Origin of the sequence: Ruegeria sp., from assembly GCF_965243365.1 — a bacterium.
Classification (GTDB): Bacteria; Pseudomonadota; Alphaproteobacteria; order Rhodobacterales; family Rhodobacteraceae; genus Ruegeria.
This window is the reverse complement of the sequence record NZ_CBDEUW010000002.1, coordinates 1,524,045-1,540,079: the sequence shown is the minus strand read 5'-3', so window position 1 is coordinate 1,540,079 and position 16,035 is coordinate 1,524,045. Positions and strand designations below refer to the sequence as shown.

The 16,035-nt window shown below is 58.1% G+C and carries 18 protein-coding genes; 12 read left to right on the top strand and 6 right to left on the bottom strand.

Annotated elements, in window-relative coordinates; genetic code table 11:
- The first annotated feature begins 62 nt into the window (after positions 1-62).
- Genes ACP0GE_RS11325 through ACP0GE_RS11295 form a run of 7 tightly spaced genes read left to right on the top strand, consistent with a single transcriptional unit; the run spans position 63 to position 6,593 of the window.
- Positions 63-398, top strand: a complete 336-nt coding sequence (locus ACP0GE_RS11325) for a hypothetical protein (RefSeq protein ID WP_424832052.1) — start codon at positions 63-65, stop codon at positions 396-398.
- Positions 388-1,509, top strand: coding sequence for a hypothetical protein (locus tag ACP0GE_RS11320; RefSeq protein WP_424832051.1), 1,122 nt, complete (start codon positions 388-390; stop codon positions 1,507-1,509). Before ACP0GE_RS11325 ends, ACP0GE_RS11320 begins: the two co-directional genes overlap by 11 nt.
- A gap of 58 nt (positions 1,510-1,567) precedes the next feature.
- Positions 1,568-3,499 (top strand): ATP-binding protein, encoded by a 1,932-nt coding sequence (locus tag ACP0GE_RS11315; RefSeq protein WP_424832050.1) that lies wholly within the window; start codon positions 1,568-1,570, stop codon positions 3,497-3,499.
- Positions 3,500-4,336 (top strand): hypothetical protein, encoded by an 837-nt coding sequence (locus ACP0GE_RS11310; protein ID WP_424832049.1) that lies wholly within the window; start codon positions 3,500-3,502, stop codon positions 4,334-4,336.
- Complete coding sequence (locus tag ACP0GE_RS11305) at positions 4,333-5,670, top strand: DUF6638 family protein (protein ID WP_424832048.1); 1,338 nt, start codon at positions 4,333-4,335, stop codon at positions 5,668-5,670. The genes ACP0GE_RS11310 and ACP0GE_RS11305 overlap by 4 nt, the downstream gene beginning before the upstream one ends.
- 1 nt (position 5,671) lies before the next feature.
- Positions 5,672-5,938: a hypothetical protein gene (locus tag ACP0GE_RS11300; protein WP_424832047.1), complete on the top strand. Its 267-nt coding sequence runs from the start codon at positions 5,672-5,674 to the stop codon at positions 5,936-5,938.
- Between the two features lie 10 nt (positions 5,939-5,948).
- Positions 5,949-6,593, top strand: coding sequence for a DUF1523 family protein (locus ACP0GE_RS11295; protein WP_424832046.1), 645 nt, complete (start codon positions 5,949-5,951; stop codon positions 6,591-6,593).
- 24 nt (positions 6,594-6,617) lie between these two features.
- Here the strand turns inward: ACP0GE_RS11295 and ACP0GE_RS11290 are convergent, their stop codons facing one another.
- From ACP0GE_RS11290 to ACP0GE_RS11265, 6 genes are all read right to left on the bottom strand, one after another.
- Complete coding sequence (locus ACP0GE_RS11290) at positions 6,618-7,712, bottom strand: flagellar basal body P-ring protein FlgI (protein WP_424832045.1); 1,095 nt, start codon at positions 7,710-7,712, stop codon at positions 6,618-6,620.
- On the bottom strand, positions 7,709-8,716 hold the full coding sequence (locus tag ACP0GE_RS11285; RefSeq protein WP_424832044.1) for a flagellin: 1,008 nt from the start codon (positions 8,714-8,716) through the stop codon (positions 7,709-7,711). Before ACP0GE_RS11285 ends, ACP0GE_RS11290 begins: the two co-directional genes overlap by 4 nt.
- A 2-nt stretch (positions 8,717-8,718) precedes the next feature.
- Positions 8,719-10,170, bottom strand: a complete 1,452-nt coding sequence (gene flgK / locus ACP0GE_RS11280) for a flagellar hook-associated protein FlgK (RefSeq protein ID WP_424832043.1) — start codon at positions 10,168-10,170, stop codon at positions 8,719-8,721.
- A 33-nt stretch (positions 10,171-10,203) separates the two neighbouring features.
- Complete coding sequence (locus ACP0GE_RS11275; protein WP_424832042.1) at positions 10,204-11,499, bottom strand: flagellar hook protein FlgE; 1,296 nt, start codon at positions 11,497-11,499, stop codon at positions 10,204-10,206.
- Positions 11,500-11,597: 98 nt separating this feature from the next.
- Positions 11,598-12,437: a flagellar motor protein MotB gene (locus ACP0GE_RS11270; RefSeq protein WP_424832041.1), complete on the bottom strand. Its 840-nt coding sequence runs from the start codon at positions 12,435-12,437 to the stop codon at positions 11,598-11,600.
- A gap of 87 nt (positions 12,438-12,524) precedes the next feature.
- Positions 12,525-13,844 carry a FliI/YscN family ATPase gene (locus ACP0GE_RS11265; protein WP_424833843.1) on the bottom strand — a complete coding sequence of 440 codons (1,320 nt, stop codon included), beginning with the start codon at positions 13,842-13,844 and terminating at the stop codon, positions 12,525-12,527.
- A gap of 106 nt (positions 13,845-13,950) precedes the next feature.
- On the opposite strand from ACP0GE_RS11265, the gene ACP0GE_RS11260 reads away from it, so the two are divergent.
- From ACP0GE_RS11260 to ACP0GE_RS11240, 5 genes are read left to right on the top strand one after another with little or no spacing between them, the layout of a single operon-like run.
- A complete protein-coding gene (locus ACP0GE_RS11260) occupies positions 13,951-14,337 on the top strand; it encodes a FlgB family protein (RefSeq protein ID WP_424832040.1) in 387 nt (128 codons plus the stop codon).
- Between the two features lie 11 nt (positions 14,338-14,348).
- Complete coding sequence (gene flgC, locus ACP0GE_RS11255; protein ID WP_424832039.1) at positions 14,349-14,735, top strand: flagellar basal body rod protein FlgC; 387 nt, start codon at positions 14,349-14,351, stop codon at positions 14,733-14,735.
- A gap of 12 nt (positions 14,736-14,747) precedes the next feature.
- Positions 14,748-15,038: a flagellar hook-basal body complex protein FliE gene (gene fliE, locus ACP0GE_RS11250; RefSeq protein ID WP_424832038.1), complete on the top strand. Its 291-nt coding sequence runs from the start codon at positions 14,748-14,750 to the stop codon at positions 15,036-15,038.
- 3 nt (positions 15,039-15,041) lie between these two features.
- Complete coding sequence (locus tag ACP0GE_RS11245; RefSeq protein ID WP_424832037.1) at positions 15,042-15,314, top strand: flagellar biosynthetic protein FliQ; 273 nt, start codon at positions 15,042-15,044, stop codon at positions 15,312-15,314.
- The gene (locus ACP0GE_RS11240) at positions 15,314-16,024 is read left to right on the top strand and encodes a flagellar hook-basal body complex protein (protein WP_424832036.1); all 711 of its coding nucleotides are present in this window, start codon (positions 15,314-15,316) and stop codon (positions 16,022-16,024) included. Before ACP0GE_RS11245 ends, ACP0GE_RS11240 begins: the two co-directional genes overlap by 1 nt.
- The last annotated feature ends 11 nt before the right edge of the window (positions 16,025-16,035 follow it).

Here is a 16,035-nt window from a genome sequence, read left to right as displayed (position 1 = left end):
CAGAGCAGTTAGGTTGGTCGCCCCTTCGTTGGGTTGTTGGTATCTTCGGTGCAGTGCTTGCAATGGCATATATCGGGGGCTGGTACTTTCTCTTTGCGCTACCTTTGATGGCGGTATTCGCCATTAGCTTTGCGGTTACGTTTTGGATTACCGGTGGCAACGAAACTGCCGTGGGAATTTCACTAATATTGCTGTCGCCAATTTCTTTGGCGTTTCTCGTTTGGCAAGTAGCGAGGTTTGTGGGCCCTGCTTATGTTGGCATAATTCAGAAATGTGGAATTATCTGGCAACGCGCTCACCATTTCTCTCCAGCGGATTTGCTTGGTTCTGTTCGCAAACAGCGCCAGATAGCGTCTGCGGACGTTCTTAAACTGTGGGAGAAAGCAATTGGCAGCTGACCCCACCCAAGACCATGTTGGCCTGACCGACACCTTCGCCTCGCGCCGATATTTCCGCAAATTCGAGGTGATCACCGTCCACCTCCTGCGCGTGGCCGCAACGATGGAGGCCGAGGGCGCGATCAGCAAGCAAGAGGTGCGGATCGTGTCGCGCTACCTGTCGGGGCTGCTCTACACGTTCCGCGCGCTTAGCATGAAGTACCTGCTGGTCGGGCGCGACACAGGGAGGTTCTTTGGCAGCCTTGCGATGGACAAGCGCGACAGCGGGTTCCCGGTGGCGGCCGAGTTGCTGACCATGGCCAATGACGCGCAGCAGGCGCAGGTGCATCTGGCGAACATGCCCTCGGAAGACGACCTGAAAACCGACATGGTGCGGACGATTATTGGCGATCAGGAAATCCCCACCAAACTGCAATTCGCGCTGTCCCAAAGGCTCTATTACGAGGAATTGCTAAAGGGTCAGCTGTTCTGGGCCCGCAACGATCCCGAATGTCATTGGGTCGGGAATGAGGGCGAGCGGCGCGAGTTCATGATCCACTGGGCGGTCTATGACAGCCAGATCAACCTGCCGGTCATCTATCTGATGCAGTTAGAGGACAGCGGCAAGACGGCGTTGCCCAAGGACCAACGCCGCTGGCCCGAGGTACAGGCCCATCTAATGGCGCAGGCGCTGGGCGGGTTGAAACTGGTGACCATCGCCAAGGGCTTCGATCAGGATTTCGAAGACCTACACCCCAAACACCTACGCCGTATCCATGTGGGTCCGATGTATTCCTCGGCCTATACCGAGCAATCCGGCCCCCTGCGGCAGGTGTTGGAGGACGCGCAGTCTCCGCAAGGGCAGGACTGGGCGCTGGCCTGGACCACCGAGGAGCTGGAAAGTGAAGAGGTGGTCGAAGAACGTGCCGGGTGGTTTTCGACCGTTGAACGCGAGGTCTTTGCCCTCGACCCATTCGGCGGGCAGGGGGCCGAGACCGGGGCGACGCGGATGCAGCGCTCGATCATCCTGCCCCAGCGCCCGTTTCAGGTGCTGGCCGAACGCACCCCACCGGGTTTTGCCGATGTGCGCAAGTTTGTGGTCAGCAAGGCGGGGCAGGTGTTGCGCTATTGAGTATTTCGCCTTCGGCGAGAGTATTTTTGAAAAGATGAAGTAGGGGCGGTTTTTTGAAATGAGTTTGACGTCAGATCAGATGGAATTGCGCGAGGCGGATATTCGCAAGCACTATCCGGCAGCGGCCGCCTTGTTGAACGGGTTCGAACACGCGCCGCGGATTGCCAAGGCGGTTGAGGCAGCTGTCGAGCGGTCGCCGGGTGTATCGACCGGGCGGCGTTTCCGGTCGACGACGCCGGGATTGGTTACGCGGCGCACGGTGCGGGCGGATGGGGTACATCTGGTTGAGCGGATCGAAGCCTCGGATGATGGCGATACGCTGGTTTCGCCCCCTCAGGCCACTACGCAGCAAGCCATTCGGCGTGCGACTGCCATCGCTCTGGCCGTGGCGGAGGCCTACGCCGAGCAAACCCCTCTGGCCGACCTGAAACGCGCCAATCTGGCCGGAGACCTACCCGCCGCCCGCAAGACTGAGTTTTCGGAGTTGCTGACGGCTGAAGCGCTGATCACCTTGCATGTCTTTGGTAATGCGCTGGCCTATCTGATGTCCTCGCATCTGGGAGAGACTGCGGTCGAGATCGGCGAAATCGAAGAAGTGCTGACCGACAACGGCCAGCTTGCCCTGCACGGTGCGCTTTGGGAACTGGACCAAACCCTTGCCAAACACGCCCCCGACGACGCGCACTTGATCGCGGCCACGAGCGCCTATGCCGAACAACTGATGGAAAAGGCCGCCCTGCGCGCCGAGTCCGCAGGCCATCTTGCCCCGTTCCAGAACGCCGCTTGGCATATCGAGGCGGATGACCTGACCATCCGCGGGTTCGAACCCGCCTCCAAGGCCAAGTCGACCACCCTGACCATGACGTTCAAGAAACCGAACGAGGTGGTGGGCAACCATATCGCCAAACATCAGGCGATGAAGCTGGCCAAGATGGTGATGGCCTATGACTTTGACCGCCGCCTGAATCCCTTTGCGGAACTCGGTGGGTTCATTTTCACCTTCATGGGCGACGGCAAGCCGGGCACCGGCAAGACCACTCTGATCCAGATGATGGCCGGGCTGATCAACGACTATTGCCAGAACGCGGGCTATCCGTTTCGCTATCAGAACCTGAGCACCGACAACATCGACAGCTATCAGGGCAAGTCGGGCCAGAACGCCAAGGCTTTTATCAATACGATCATCGACCCCTCGGTCATCGGCTTCGGCACCATTGACGATATCGACCAACTGGCGGGCAAACGCGGCGACCGGCAGTCTTCGGCGGGGCAGCTGGAAATCACGGCCGTGTTGATGGAGAGCTTTGCGGGCGCCAACACCGTCGTACGCGGGAACTGCACCTTTGGCATGTTCTCGAACTACCCCGAGAATGTGGACGACGCCCTGCGTCAGCGGGCGGGCGCGCGGTTTCTGGTGGACGGGCCGCAGACGCGCGAGGACTACATCGACATCCTGCACCTGCTGATGGGCCGCAACCACGACATTCCGCTGGGCGAACACGAAGCCTATGCCGCGCAAGAGATCAAAAAGGCCGTTGCCGCCAGTTTCGAAAGCCACTCCCGCCCGCATGAGGATGCCTTGTTGCAGGTCTATGACCGGGTCTCCGGCGAGATCGGCCCGATGGACACGATCGCCAAACTGGGAACCTACCTCAAGGCGATCCAACAGGCGGATGAGCGCTTCACCGGCCGCGCGATCAAGAACATTACTGACGCGGTCAAGGTCCGCGCGATGGATTTCGAACTGCCCGACGAGTGGATGGAAAACCCCGACCTGTTCCTGTTCCGCGACTACGACACCAAGAAGGCCATGATCGAGGACCTGCGCCAGCCGATCACGGTGGACATGGTGATCCAAGAGATCAACCGCTACGCCGACAGCGAGTTCCGCTATGCCGACAAAAGCGATGAGGCCGCCATCGAGAACGCCGTCCGCGAGATGGGTCGGATGGAAGAGGCCAAGCGGCGGTATCTGGAGGGGAAAGGGTAGATGGTTGAAACTGACCAACCCGGTTTCTTGCGTCTCGCAAACCCCATTATGTGGGCCTGTTTCGCGACGATATGCTTTGTCGCGTTGATTGTTTGGTTCGGGTTGGCGCCTACCTGCGACGGGGACTTGTTCCCCAAAGACGAATGCCCGCCAAAGTGGCGTCATCTATATGTCGCTCCACCGAATGAGGTTGGGGACACTTTGGCTGGCTTGGCCGGGGTGCTCGCGTTTATTTGGTTGATCGCTACTGTATTGTTACAGTCGGTCGAGCTTGGTGAACAACGGCGGGTTTTAACACTGCAAAAAGAGGAAATGGAAGAACAGAGAAAAGCTACTCAGGATATGGCTCGGTCGATGGCTGCCCAAGCGCATATCTTCGAGGATGAACAGCTGGAAAGAGCGGAGAAACGTTCAAAGGACGCGCTCATCTCATTGATTTCATCTATTGCGACCTTAGCCCGCGAGTTAAAAGTAAGCGATGAAAATTGGAAGTTCGAGTTAAAGCCCGATGACACTTCAGAATTTGCGGTTTTTGGGAATCTCTCATTTGGGCCTTTTGACGATATCGATACACCTGACGATGAGGCCTATGTTCGACAAATTCATCATGGCTTCTCGGACCTTTTGCAGAAATTGCAAAACAGCAATCGTAAGTTGGAAAAGCGCCCAAAAAGCGAACGTTACTTGGAACTCCACCGTCTATTCGATCTAGCCTGTGAAACCCAGTCTTCGTTGTCGCTCGCAGAACAGATCAGATTTGAAAAGCTCAAGTTCAAGCAATCTTACGATGAACTTGGCACTCTACTTCAAAGCGATATTTGGGATGTTCAGACATGATCCGCCTCATCGAAAAAGGCCTGATGTTCGGCAATCTTGTCCACATCTCCAGCCCGGCTCTGGTCGAGCGGTATAACCGCGCGCTGCAGCATCTGGCGGGCAAGACCACGGCGCTGACGGATTTCCATGTCGATATCTCGGGCTATTCACCCGAGGTGGGGATTGAGCTGGAAGATGAGCTTTACCTCAACCCTAACGGGGTCAACCGGCAGTTCATCCTGCTGACGACCGAGCAGAAACGCGCGCCTTTGCTGAACGTCAAATTCTCGACCTCGCGCGACATCCTGCGCGAGTTTATCGAGATGAACGAGGCGCAGCTGTTTGCCCTGACCGCTACCGATGCGGTGGCAGGAGAGCTGGTGAACTCGGTCATCAAACTCAGCACCCCACGCGATCTGTTCAACATCAAAAAAATCGAGATCGAAGCGGATACCGCGGGCGGCACCTTGCGCAAGGCCGAGCAATTGGCGGGCATGGTCGAACAGTTCAAAACCGAAGAGGATGCCTGGTTCGACGATGTGCTGATCGCGCAGATGATCGAAACGGCCAAGGAAACCGGCGACGTCACCCGCAATCCGGTCCGCCTGCGTCATACCGCGTTTGAACAGCGTAATTTTTGGACTGCGCATTTTGGCGGTCTCTATCTGTTCCCGGATGTGGACCATCCGGCTGCGCTCTGTATGGGTGAAAAGCCGGACGATCTGCCGATCAAATATATCTTTGACCCCTCACAGCGGAACCAGATCGCAAAGTTCCTCGACTACAACGACCTGGTTGAGTCCATCGTCAAGGCACGGGGCGTGGATGCTGCGGCGATCCTGCAGCAAAAGATGGATTTCCTGACCATTGATGCCGCCGCGAATGCCGATGTCGACCTGACCGGGCTGGACCGCAGCGACATGCGCCGTCTGGCACGGAACCACTCTGATCGCCTGCCCGAGGCTTATCACGGTCTGGCGCAGTTGCTGCGCTGGGCAAGTGATGGTGGGCCATGGCCGCGTATCACCTCGGACCACCCGGCTTATTTCTACACCTTGCGCGCGGCAGATACGCCAAACCGCGATCTGGTGAACATGCTGCTGGCGGATTTGGCCCCTTTGGACCCGCGTCAGATGTTCATCTGCCACAAGGAACTGTTCTACGACACTTACGTTTCCTGGCCCGAGAGCAAGAAGGCCTATGTTGCCGACTTTCTGGAGCGCGAGTATCAGGTGGACAAATCGGGTGCCCGCGCCGCGCTGTTCGGGCATGAACCGGATATGAGCGGCAATGATCGGGTCAGTGATGATATAATCGCCCGTGTTGGTCCGTGGGGCTCGGTAAGGAAAGGGTAAGATGTTCGGAGCGATGCGCCTGTTTCTGATCCTGCTGGTGATCCAGACGGTCGCCTATTTTGCGCTGTCGCTTTATTCGCGCAACGCACGCCGCCGCAAGCTGGAAACCTGGTGGGATGAAAAAGGAAAGCAGGGCGACAAAATGGCTTTTGTGGAACGCGGTTTACACGTCTATGACAACTCGTTCCGGCGTAAACTGATCCTGGGTGTCTATATTGTGCCGTGGGTGGCGATTGGCGCGCTGATCTACATCGTGAATTACATGTGAGGGTTAAGGCATGGCCTATGTGAAATGGGCGTTCATTATCATCTTCTGGGGCACGATTGCCGTGATCCTGCAATACTCCCTGCCGCAGCACGATGTCGTGCGGATCGTCAACACATATGAAGAACGTCAGGATCTGAACGACTGGACCCGGATCTTCTGGTCCGAGCCCGAGGATCAGTCGACCAGCCTGTCCAACCGCGACGTGCAGTTCATTCAGGCCGTGCGGGCCAATGGCAAACCCATCGTGTATCGGAACGAGGATACCGGCTGGGGATGGCCGCCCTATTTCAAGTTCGACACGGCAAACCTGTATACCGAGGCCAACGACGCGAAATCGACCAAAGACAATCCGGAATGGGTTGTCGTGACGCATTATGGTTGGCGCAATGAATTCATGTCGATTTTCCCGAATGCGGTCTTTATCAAGCACGTTGATGGGCCAGATGTCCGTATCGTCCCATGGTTCAACATCATCTTCCTGACGATATTTGCAGCCATTGTCTGGGCGCTATGGGTGCGGTGGCGCAGGTTCCGCCGGCGCCGCATCGATCCAATGCTGGAGAATGTTGAGGATGGCTTGTACGCGGCAGGCGACGCGATTGAAGAAAAGCGCAATGGGTTCCGCCGCTGGCTGGATAGCTGGAAGTCGAAATAGATCAGGTACGGCGCGGCCGCTTTGTTAGCGCACGATAAATTCGGCATGAAGCGCCCCGGCGGCTTTGATCGTTTTCAGGATGTCGATCATGTCGCGCGGGGATACGCCCAAGGCATTCAGACCGGCGACAACTTCGGACAGAGTGGTCGCCTCGGGGATTTCGGCCAACCCTGTGCCTTCGTCTTCTTCAATTCCAGCGATTGTGCGCGGGACAACCACGGTTTCACCGCGCGCAAACGGGTTGGGCTGCACCGCTATCGGAGCTTCCTCGACGGTCAGCGTCAGGTTTCCCTGGGAAACCGCAACCCGTGAAATCCGCACGTCCCGACCCATGACAATTGTGCCCGACCTTTGATCGACCACGACACGCGCCTTGCTTTCCGGTTCCACCAGAATGTTTTCGATCCGCCCGATAGCGTGTGCGGTGGAAATGGATTGAGTTGCACGGATGTTCAACTCAACCGTCCCTGAATCCCTCATGATTGCCACTGCGCGGTTGAACTCTGAGTTGATGGCCACCTCGATGCGGCTCGCTGTCGTGAAGTCGGGTTCACGCAGGGCAAGCCTGAGCTGTGTCAGGTCAGACAGATCAAAATCAATCTCGCGTTCCACCCGTGCGCCTGCAGGGACAACCCCCGAGGTCGGCACGCCGCGCGTGACAGACGCGGCTTCGCCTTCCGCCACGGCACCGCCTGCCAATACCGTACCTTGCGCCACCGCATAGATCTGACCGTCTGCGGCGTTTAATGGCGTCATAATCAGCGTTCCGCCCAGCAGGCTTTTACTGTCCCCGATAGCTGATACTGTGATATCGATTTGGCTGCCCACGCGTGAAAACGGGGGCAGAGTCGCGGTGACCAACACGGCCGCCACATTTTTAGGTCGGAAATCCTCGCCATTCACGTTGACGCCCAGGCGTTCGAGAATGTTGGTCATGATCTCTTCTGTGAACGGAGAGTTCCTGAGCCCGTCACCGGTACCGTTCAGCCCGACAACCAAACCGTAACCAACCAGGTCGTTGCCTCGCACACCGTCGAAATCCACCAGATCTTTCAACCGGATCGTTCCGGCATTGGTCAAAACAGGCAATATCATCAAAAGGAGTACAAGAACTCTCATCTCAGGAAATTCACCAGTGAAAGGTTCGAATTACGAACGGTTACGGAATACAGGCTTTCCAGTTGGAACTGTACGGTCTGAAGCTGCGCAGCGGTTTCATACGGGTCCGCGCCAATCAACGCGCCGCGTGCGTATTCTGCACTGGTCTTGGCGGCCGCATTGCGTGTCGCGGCCTGCTCGATCCGCGCCTCTGCGGCGCCGATTTCAGCTTGAAGTTTCACGGTTTCATTCTGCGTGTTGGCCAAATCGACACCCAACTCCGTGAACAATGCGGTCCGCAGGGTCGGAGGAAGATTCAGCGCGCCGTCTGATGCGAGCGCCGCCAGCGCAACATCGCGCATGGCCGCCTTGAGTGATGGATCCGTAGCGGTAATCGGAACCTTGATCTTTTCATTTTCCGATATCTGCATCGGTGCCAGGGGTGTTCCGGCGCCCTGATAAATGACGGCATCAAAACCTGCGGGGTCATTGAACCACGTCTCGGCGGCCTGACGAATGCCGGTTACCGTGGTCTGGCCGACCAATTGCGCCTGCAACGCGCCAAGCAACGTATCTGCGGACGGCAGTGGCGAGACATCCGTTGCCGTACCTGAATACAGACTACGCCCACCCGCGCGCGTATTCAGCACCGAGACCATCGTGTCCAGTTCGTTTCGTGCCTGTACCGACGCTTGCTCGTGGGTCACGGTCTGGTTTGCGGTGCCAAAGGACAAAAGCGCGCCGGACATCTCGGATACGGAATCGGCAAAGGTGGTCATGCTCAGCTGCATGGCGCTGGTGAACAATCGCGCCTCGGAAGTGGCGATGCCGAAGGCGTCCAGGCGCGACAGGCTATGGTCCAGATCCAGCAGATGCGAATAGTCACCGCCCAGATGACCCGAGACATCCTGCACCTGCCCGGTCGACATTTCGTAGGATAGGGTTTCGATCTGGGATTTGATCTGGGCGCTGCGCGCCTGCAGGGTCAAACCCCGAGCCAGATCGCCAATTGCATTCAATGTCATGATCAAATCCTCAGCAAAGTATCCATCAGTTCATCGACGACCGACATGATCCGCGCGTTTGCGGCATAGGCCTGTTCGATCTGCATCATGCGCTGTAGCTCCTGATCTGTATCGACGCCTTGTTCGGCGACGATTTTCTCCATCTCCAGTTGGGCGCTTGCAGCGAAGGATTTACGTTGTTCTGCGTCATGCGCATTGGCTCCGGCCTTTGACAGAAGGGCTTCGGTGATTTCCGACGCTCTCATGTTCCCAGTGCCGAAACTTGCCCCGACCAGCGGGCGTGCAGTGTCCAGAATCGCGCCGAAGGCCTGTATCTGGGATGCGTCGCCGGGATCACCTGGCACAAGCGAACCAAGCCCCGTGCGGAGTTTCCAACTGTCGCCCCCCGCGTCCGGATCAACGACCGCGTTCAGCGCAATCCGGGACGCCAGCCCGGTGATTGCTGTGACATCAAACCGGTTCCCGCCATCGGTAAACAGACCGGGATCTGTCGCCGCCACCGTCGGATCTATGCCCGGAGTTTCGAAACGTTCGATCAGATCCCGGGCAACTGCATCCAGATCCGATTGCGCCTCAACCGTCAGATCATCGCGAATTTCGAACTGCGCCACCAGCGCGCCACCACGAATTTGGGCGTAATCGCCCGAGACGCGAACCGGTTGGCCGTTGGCTTCCAGTCCCGACAACAGGCCATTGCCCACCGTCATGTGGGGCATGGTCTCACCGGTGGTCGAAAAGGTGAACTCAACAGCAGAACCTTCCAAAAGGATGAGGCCGCCATCGGCGTAAAGGGAAACGCGGTCGTTATCGCGTGCCACAACGTTGACGGGAACCAATTCGTTTATCTGGTCTATGAGGGCCTGCCGCTGATCCAACAGTGCCCCTATGTCGCCGCCAGAATTGCGCACAGCTGGAATGCGGGCATTCAACGCTTCGATATCGCTAAGTGTCTCGTTCAGCTTGTCGACGTGAGCCCCAATTGTTCTGTCAGCGTCAGACCGTATTTGCCTTAGCCCTTCCGAGGCCGCATTGAGCCCAGCCGCCAGGTCCCGACCAGCGCGGGCCACCTGATCCAGACGCTGGGCCGAATCGGGAAGGCTGGCGGCTGTGATCAGGCTGCTTTCAAAGTCGGCCAGCCGTGCCGCTATCGAGGTCGGGTCAGTTGCTGAGCCGACAAGCTTTTCGAAACCGGCGTGAAAGTCGGAGATGGCGGATCTGTTGACCATATCCGCGTCGGTTGCGCGACGGTTGGCCAAAAGAACCGGATCCTGATGCCGGGTGACGCCAACCACCCGGACACCGTTTCCGGCGACGGGGCTGGTTGCCAATTCCAGCGAACGCCGGGCATAGCCAGGTGTCAGTGCATTGGCGATGTTGCCGGAAACAACCGCCGCACCGCGACTGGCGGCGCCTAACCCGCCCAATGCGTTGTTCAATGCCGTCGACATGTTCATGGATCGGTTCCTTTCCGCAGGTCAGCGCTGCGATCAGCGTTTGATATTGGTGGTTTCCTGCAGCATCTCGTCCACGGTCTGAATCACCTTGGCGCTAGAGGAATAGGCCCGCTGTGTCTGGATCATTGAGGTCAGCTCGGTGGCGACATCGGTGGTCGATTCCTCACGCGCGAATGAGATCAGGTTGCCGGTTGGCCCCTCGCCTGCGTTCCACAGAAAGAAGGTCCCGCTTTCCCGGGACGGGGCGTAAGTCTGGCTGTCCATCGCGGTCAGGCCATTGGGGTTGGGGACATCAGCGAGGGGAATCTGGAACATGCGGCGGCTGACGCCGGTATCGTAAAAGGCGTAGACATAGCCCTTTTCGTCGACCTGAACGCTGGTCATCGTTCCAACGGCGGAACCATCCCGTGTAATCGAAACCGGGGCGAAGGTGTCTGATAACTGCGTAATTCCGTCCGAATCTCCGATCAGGCCGATATTGACCTCCATTGGGCCACCGGCCACGTTCACGACCACGCTGCCCGTCACCGGATCATAGGCACCGCCGGATACGGTTGTGACACTGGCCAGTGTTCCCCCGGCTGTGCGGCTGTCGGTGAATGTCAGCGTGTATTCCCCGATCACCGCCCCGCCCGACGCCGAATCCCTGAGGGTCATGGTCCATTGGTTGCTGGAGCCGGTCGCGGGCACCGTTGGCGTCAACTCGATATCGACGCTTTCGGATTTGCCCAGATTGTCAAAATACTCGACCGAAAGCGGCTGAACATCCCCCGGAGCACCGGCATCGGTCGCAGTGGCGGGCAGGTTCATCCTGAGGTTCATCTGGGTTGTAGGAGAACCCGAAAGCTGATTGACGCTGAGTTGCACGGGGACCAGTGCAGCGGGTGTGTCACGCGGCACGCTTGGCATTGATCCATCCGCGTTAGCGGGCCATCCCAGCAGGACAAGGCCGGATTCGGTTACCAGATACCCCTGTTCATTTGAACGGAACGAACCAGTGGTGGTCAGCAGCATCTCACTCGACCCTGTCCCGATCTGAGAACTGGGTCGCACCGGCAACATCCCGCGCCCGCGCACGGCAAGATCTGTCGAATTGTTCGTGGTCACCAGCGATCCGCGCTGATCTATCAAGCGCTGACTAGTGGTTCTGACGCCACCAGCGGAATAACTGCCGCCCTGGCCAGACGTGACCATGGAGTGAAAATCGGTTTCGACCCGTTTGTATCCAAAGGTCGAGGAATTGGCGATGTTGTCTGAAATAGTGGCCAGCCTGTTGGCATTGGCCTTCAACGCCGCCACACCGGCATTCAGCGAAGAGGAAATGGTCATCGGCGCGCCCTTTTGTTGCCTCCATTATTGAGACAACACCTAACGCGCGGGGCCTTAACAGCGCGCTAACAGGTAAAATACGCCCTATCGTTTTTTGCTCAGGGGGTTCGCAGAAAGATGATCTCGATCCGGTTGTTTCTGGGTTCCATCGGGTTCTCCGTCACCAATTCCCGATCTGCATGACCTGCGATCCGATCAAAGCGTTCCGCCGGGACTCCTTTGTTTTGCAGCATCTGGCGTACAACACGTGCGCGGGAGGATGACAGATCCCATGACGGGTTTCGGGCCAGCACAAGCGGTTCGGACCGAACGTGCCCTTCGACTGCAACCGCGTTGGTGACCAGATCCGATGATCGCGCCACCAACAAGGTAAGGGCGCGCATCATATCAGTTGGTTTGTCGGATGCCGATTCGAACAAAGGCTGATCTTCCGTGTCGAACATTTCGACCACCAACCCCTCATCCGTTACGCGGGTGATGATGTGTTTCAGCAGTTTGTCCGAGACTGCGCTTTCGCCTGTTCGGCCCAGCAGATGCGCCTCGAGCGATGTGAACTCTTCCGTTGAGTGGTCCCCTCCGCCGTCTGAATCCACGCCTGTGGACCCCCGCGCTTCTTTGGCGATGGTGGGTTTGAGGCTGGTTGCTCCTCGGCCATCCATGACCAGCGTTTGTTCTGAAAACATGTTGTTGCCGCCAAATGCGCCGTCCCCTCCGCCGGAGGACGGATTCACGGGAATCGTTGGCGAAAAGTAATCCGCCAGACCTTTGCGTTGTTTTTCAGTCGTTGCGTTCAGCAGCCACATCAACATGAAGAAGGCCATCATGGCCGTGACAAAGTCGGCATATGCAACTTTCCACGCGCCACCGTGATGGCCATCGCCACCCGATACACGCTTCTTCTTGATGATGATTGGCGCCGCATTGGATTGCGCACCCATCTCCACCACCTTCTTATCACCCGATTACCGGGGTAGCAGCGAAGGCCTTAAGGGGGGCTTAACACTTAAAACTGTCTTGGTTTTCGGTCATCGGGGCAGGCCGGAACCCGCGCGGCGGAGAATCAGGGACAAGTGGTTAAAGCTGTCTTCGATGCTGCCGGATTCCTGTTTTCCGAAAAATGCATCCAGTTCGTCGTGCACACGGACGGCTTGGTCCAGCAGCGGGTCAGCGCCTTCGGCGTAGAGGCCGGCTTTGATCATCACTTCGGACTGTTCATAAGTGCCGACCAATTTGCGTGCGTCTGCGATCATCTGGTTCTGCTCTTCCGTCGCAGCGCCTGGCAGGCTGCGTGAAACGGAACGGCTTAGGTCAATCGCTGGAAAACGCCCGCGTTCGGCGATGTCGCGGCTTAGAATGATATGACCGTCCAGAACGCCGCGCAGGATGTCTGCGACAGGTTCGTCCATGTCGGACCCCGCCACCAGAACCGAGAACACCGCCGTTATGTCCCCCTGATCCGCCGGTCCCGGCCCGGCACGTTCACAAAGGTTGGCGATCAGTGGTGTCACCGATGGAGGATACCCGCGCAAAGACGGGGATTCACCGGTCGCCACGGCGATTTCACGATGTGCTTCTGCGAAACGGGTAATCGAATCGGCCAGAAACAGAACGTTCAGTCCCTGATCACGTAGATATTCAGCCACCGACATTGCAGACCAGGCGCAACGCCTGCGGGCCAACGCCGATTGATCCGAAGTCGCGGCGACGACGACAGATCGCTTCATCCCTTCCGGGCCCAAGGCAGTTTCGACGAAATCGTTTATCTCACGCCCACGCTCACCGACCAAAGCGACAACCACCGCGTCCGCCTGCATCGCACGCGCCAAGGTCGCCAGCAGGGTCGACTTACCAACACCCGAACCGGCAAACAGACCAACCCTTTGCCCGCGCACGACGGGAAGCATGGTATTCAGAACCGCCAACCCTGTCTCCAACCGTTCGCCCATCGGCTTGCGCGCGACGGCGGGTGGCGGAGCGCGCATGAGATTGCATTCGGCCTTGCCTGCAATCAGAGGCTTGCCATCCAGCGGTTGGCCAAAAGGATCGACGACCCGCCCCAGCCAGTGCATCCCCGGCGCGAACGCGGCCACCGGCTCGAGAATCACCGTGTCGCCCAAAGATACGCCGTCCGGGGTCGATCCGGGCAGCATGTGAACCCTGTTCGGATCAACACGCAAAACTTCACCCGTGATGTCGGGTCCGGTCGCGCGGCGCAGAATCAGATGATCTCCGATCCGCGCGCGGTCAGACAGGCCGTCAATTTCGATCACGCCGCGCGCGACGCCTGCAACGCGCCCCATATGGCGCAGGGCAGACATCCTGTCGAATTCGTATTTCAGAAGCATCGGATCGAGATCGGACATCGTGAGGTCTCCAACTGGTTTGTTGAAAACGCTTTCTAAAGGAATCGGGGTTAAGCCTTGATTGAAATTGATCGAGGGAGAAGCCCCGATGTTCTCTGACCTGAACGTCTTTAAGACAGCGTACGCAATGGCAACCCATGCCGGGCAGCGGCAGGCCGTCATCGCGCGCAACATGGCGAATGCGGATACTCCGGGATATCAGCCGCGGGATATCGAGGCCTTTCAGACAGCATTCGAAAACACCGGGCATGAGGCCCCGATGGTCACCACACGGCAAGGCCATTTGCACGGTCATGCGGCCGCGCAGCCCTGGGCTGAACACGTGGCCGACCCGTCCGGGGATCCCAACGGCAATGGCGTTTCGCTGGAGGAGGAGATGCTGAAAGCGGTTGAGGTGAAACGGCAGCATGATCGTGCCCTTGCCATCTACAAATCCGCCATCGGGGTTCTGCGCACCAGTCTGGGCCGTGGGTAAGGGGAATTGAGATGAGCGATTTTTCCCATTCCCTTTCTGCCTCGGCCAGCGCCCTGCGCGCACAAGCGACGCGGCTGCGGCATGTTTCCGAGAACATCTCGAACGCCGACACACCCGGCTATCGGCGCAAGACCGTGCCGTTTGAGATGACCGAACAGAACGGTCACATGACCGTGCAGACGGGTCGGGTCAAACTGGACCGGCGCGACCTGACACGCATTTATGATCCCGGCCATCCGATGGCAGACGAAAGCGGTCATTTTCGCGGCTCGAATGTCGATCTGATGATCGAAATCGCCGACGCGCGCGAGGCGCAACGCAGTTACGAAGCCAACCTCAAAATGTTCGATCAGACCCGGCAGATGTCGTCGAGCCTGATGGATTTACTTCGCAAATAAAGGACAACCAGAATGGATATCCGATCTTTGACGGCCGCACAGAATTACGCTGTCGCGCGCCCTGCCACACAAGCCAAACCTGATCACGAAGGGATGGCTCAGGGGCTGCGATCCTCATTTCAGGATTTCGCCGCGACGCTGAAGCATAGCGAGCAGGTGGCGCACAGCTCGATGGTCGGACAGGCCGACCCGCATGCGTTGGTGCAGGCGCTGGCGCAAACCGAACTGGCGGTCGAAACTGCCGTGATCGTGCGCAACAAGGTTGTCGAAGCCTACCAGGAAATCCTGCGGATGCCGGTCTGATTCATGCTGAGCGAGGGTCTATTCTACGATATTGTGCGCCAATCGCTGTGGGTCGCTGTGATCACCTCGGTCCCGATCCTGGCGGTGGCGCTGATTTCTGGCCTGGCCGTGGGCCTGTTTCAAGCGCTGACCTCGGTGCAGGAAATGACCCTAACCTTTGTTCCCAAACTGATCGCCATCGTCATCGTATTCTGGATTTCGATGGGTTTCATGACCCAAACACTGGTCACGTTCTTTACCTCAACCCTCATCCCCCTAATCGCCGGAGGTCGCTGATGGACACCGCTTATGTCACTTTATCCCGCCAGTCCGGTTTGATGAACGAAATGCGATTGGTGGCCAACAACATCGCCAATGCCAATACCACCGGATATCGCCAGCAGGGGTTGGTTTTTTCCGAATTCGTTAGGGACATGCCCAGCAACCCATCCCTGTCCATGAGCCGGGCCGAAGTGCGAAACACCGCGCTGCATCAGGGCGTACTGACCGAAACCGGGGGCCAGTTCGATTTTGCCATCGAAGGGGACGGGTTCTTTATGATCGAAACGCCCAACGGCAATCGACTGACCCGTGCGGGCAGCTTCGCGCCAAATGCTGCCGGCGATCTTGTCGCGATGGATGGCGCGCGGGTGTTGGACGCCAATGGCGCGCCGGTTTTTGTCCCACCGGATGCGGCCTCAATCGATGTCGGCAGTGATGGCACGCTCAGCGTGAATGGACAGGTGTTGGGTCAGATCGGCGTCTATCGCGTGGCCGAGCCCAAGGATCTGGTGCGCGAAGGCAATACGCGCTTCCGGCCTGCGGGCGATGTAGAGCCGGTTGAAACGCCTGTTGTCCTTCATCGTTTCCTCGAGGGGTCGAACGTGAACGCGATTGAGCAGGTTACCAGACTGGTCGAAATCCAACGTGCCTATGAGCTGGGGCAGAGCTTTCTGGAAACCGAAGACGAACGAGTGCGCGGAGCCCTCAAAGCCCTGATGCGCTGATCTGATGAAGG

Excerpts from the sequence above, each read along its gene's own strand:
- ACP0GE_RS11325 (WP_424832052.1), top strand. The coding sequence starts at position 63 with ATGGCATATATCGGGGGCTGGTACTTTCTCTTTGCGCTACCTTTGATG.
- ACP0GE_RS11315 (WP_424832050.1), top strand. The coding sequence starts at position 1,568 with ATGAGTTTGACGTCAGATCAGATGGAATTGCGCGAGGCGGATATTCGC.
- ACP0GE_RS11310 (WP_424832049.1), top strand. The coding sequence starts at position 3,500 with ATGGTTGAAACTGACCAACCCGGTTTCTTGCGTCTCGCAAACCCCATT.
- ACP0GE_RS11305 (WP_424832048.1), top strand. The coding sequence starts at position 4,333 with ATGATCCGCCTCATCGAAAAAGGCCTGATGTTCGGCAATCTTGTCCAC.
- ACP0GE_RS11300 (WP_424832047.1), top strand. The coding sequence starts at position 5,672 with ATGTTCGGAGCGATGCGCCTGTTTCTGATCCTGCTGGTGATCCAGACG.
- ACP0GE_RS11295 (WP_424832046.1), top strand. The coding sequence starts at position 5,949 with ATGGCCTATGTGAAATGGGCGTTCATTATCATCTTCTGGGGCACGATT.
- ACP0GE_RS11290 (WP_424832045.1), bottom strand. The coding sequence starts at position 7,712 with ATGAGAGTTCTTGTACTCCTTTTGATGATATTGCCTGTTTTGACCAAT.
- ACP0GE_RS11285 (WP_424832044.1), bottom strand. The coding sequence starts at position 8,716 with ATGACATTGAATGCAATTGGCGATCTGGCTCGGGGTTTGACCCTGCAG.
- flgK (WP_424832043.1), bottom strand. The coding sequence starts at position 10,170 with ATGAACATGTCGACGGCATTGAACAACGCATTGGGCGGGTTAGGCGCC.
- ACP0GE_RS11275 (WP_424832042.1), bottom strand. The coding sequence starts at position 11,499 with ATGACCATTTCCTCTTCGCTGAATGCCGGTGTGGCGGCGTTGAAGGCC.
- ACP0GE_RS11270 (WP_424832041.1), bottom strand. The coding sequence starts at position 12,437 with ATGGGTGCGCAATCCAATGCGGCGCCAATCATCATCAAGAAGAAGCGT.
- ACP0GE_RS11265 (WP_424833843.1), bottom strand. The coding sequence starts at position 13,844 with ATGCTTCTGAAATACGAATTCGACAGGATGTCTGCCCTGCGCCATATG.
- ACP0GE_RS11260 (WP_424832040.1), top strand. The coding sequence starts at position 13,951 with ATGTTCTCTGACCTGAACGTCTTTAAGACAGCGTACGCAATGGCAACC.
- flgC (WP_424832039.1), top strand. The coding sequence starts at position 14,349 with ATGAGCGATTTTTCCCATTCCCTTTCTGCCTCGGCCAGCGCCCTGCGC.
- fliE (WP_424832038.1), top strand. The coding sequence starts at position 14,748 with ATGGATATCCGATCTTTGACGGCCGCACAGAATTACGCTGTCGCGCGC.
- ACP0GE_RS11245 (WP_424832037.1), top strand. The coding sequence starts at position 15,042 with ATGCTGAGCGAGGGTCTATTCTACGATATTGTGCGCCAATCGCTGTGG.
- ACP0GE_RS11240 (WP_424832036.1), top strand. The coding sequence starts at position 15,314 with ATGGACACCGCTTATGTCACTTTATCCCGCCAGTCCGGTTTGATGAAC.